Origin of the sequence: Citrobacter sp. wls710 (assembly GCF_005281115.1) — a bacterium.
In the GTDB taxonomy this organism is placed as follows: Bacteria; Pseudomonadota; Gammaproteobacteria; order Enterobacterales; family Enterobacteriaceae; genus Citrobacter; species Citrobacter werkmanii.
Map to the genome: position 1 here is coordinate 1 of NZ_SZXD01000075.1, position 1,369 is coordinate 1,369.

1 rRNA gene is annotated in these 1,369 nt (G+C 52.7%); it reads right to left on the minus strand.

What is annotated here, in order from left to right:
- Positions 1–1,369 (minus strand): 23S ribosomal RNA (locus FDX14_RS24395); the annotation flags it as partial.

A 1,369-nucleotide genomic window follows, 5' to 3' on the forward strand; every position in this document is an offset into this window, starting at 1 on the left:
CTTCACCTACATATCAGCGTGCCTTCTCCCGAAGTTACGGCACCATTTTGCCTAGTTCCTTCACCCGAGTTCTCTCAAGCGCCTTGGTATTCTCTACCTGACCACCTGTGTCGGTTTGGGGTACGATTTCGTGTTACCTGATGCTTAGAGGCTTTTCCTGGAAGCAGGGCATTTGTCACTTCAGCACCGTAGTGCCTCGTCATCACGCCTCAGTGTTAAAGTGAACCGGATTTACCTGGAACACACACCTACACGCTTAAACCGGGACAACCGTCGCCCGGCCAACATAGCCTTCTCCGTCCCCCCTTCGCAGTAACACCAAGTACAGGAATATTAACCTGTTTCCCATCGACTACGCCTTTCGGCCTCGCCTTAGGGGTCGACTCACCCTGCCCCGATTAACGTTGGACAGGAACCCTTGGTCTTCCGGCGTGCGGGTTTTTCACCCGCATTATCGTTACTTATGTCAGCATTCGCACTTCTGATACCTCCAGCATCCCTCACAGGACACCTTCAACGGCTTACAGAACGCTCCCCTACCCAACAACACATAGTGTCGCTGCCGCAGCTTCGGTGCATGGTTTAGCCCCGTTACATCTTCCGCGCAGGCCGACTCGACCAGTGAGCTATTACGCTTTCTTTAAATGATGGCTGCTTCTAAGCCAACATCCTGGCTGTCTGTGCCTTCCCACATCGTTTCCCACTTAACCATGACTTTGGGACCTTAGCTGGCGGTCTGGGTTGTTTCCCTCTTCACGACGGACGTTAGCACCCGCCGTGTGTCTCCCGTGATAACATTCTTCGGTATTCGCAGTTTGCATCGGGTTGGTAAGTCGGGATGACCCCCTAGCCGAAACAGTGCTCTACCCCCGAAGATGAATTCACGAGGCGCTACCTAAATAGCTTTCGGGGAGAACCAGCTATCTCCCGGTTTGATTGGCCTTTCACCCCCAGCCACAAGTCATCCGCTAATTTTTCAACATTAGTCGGTTCGGTCCTCCAGTTAGTGTTACCCAACCTTCAACCTGCCCATGGCTAGATCACCGGGTTTCGGGTCTATACCCTGCAACTTAACGCCCAGTTAAGACTCGGTTTCCCTTCGGCTCCCCTATACGGTTAACCTTGCTACAGAATATAAGTCGCTGACCCATTATACAAAAGGTACGCAGTCACACCCGAAGGTGCTCCCACTGCTTGTACGTACACGGTTTCAGGTTCTTTTTCACTCCCCTCGCCGGGGTTCTTTTCGCCTTTCCCTCACGGTACTGGTTCACTATCGGTCAGTCAGGAGTATTTAGCCTTGGAGGATGGTCCCCCCATATTCAGACAGGATACCACGTGTCCCGCCCTACTCTTCGAGTTCACAACA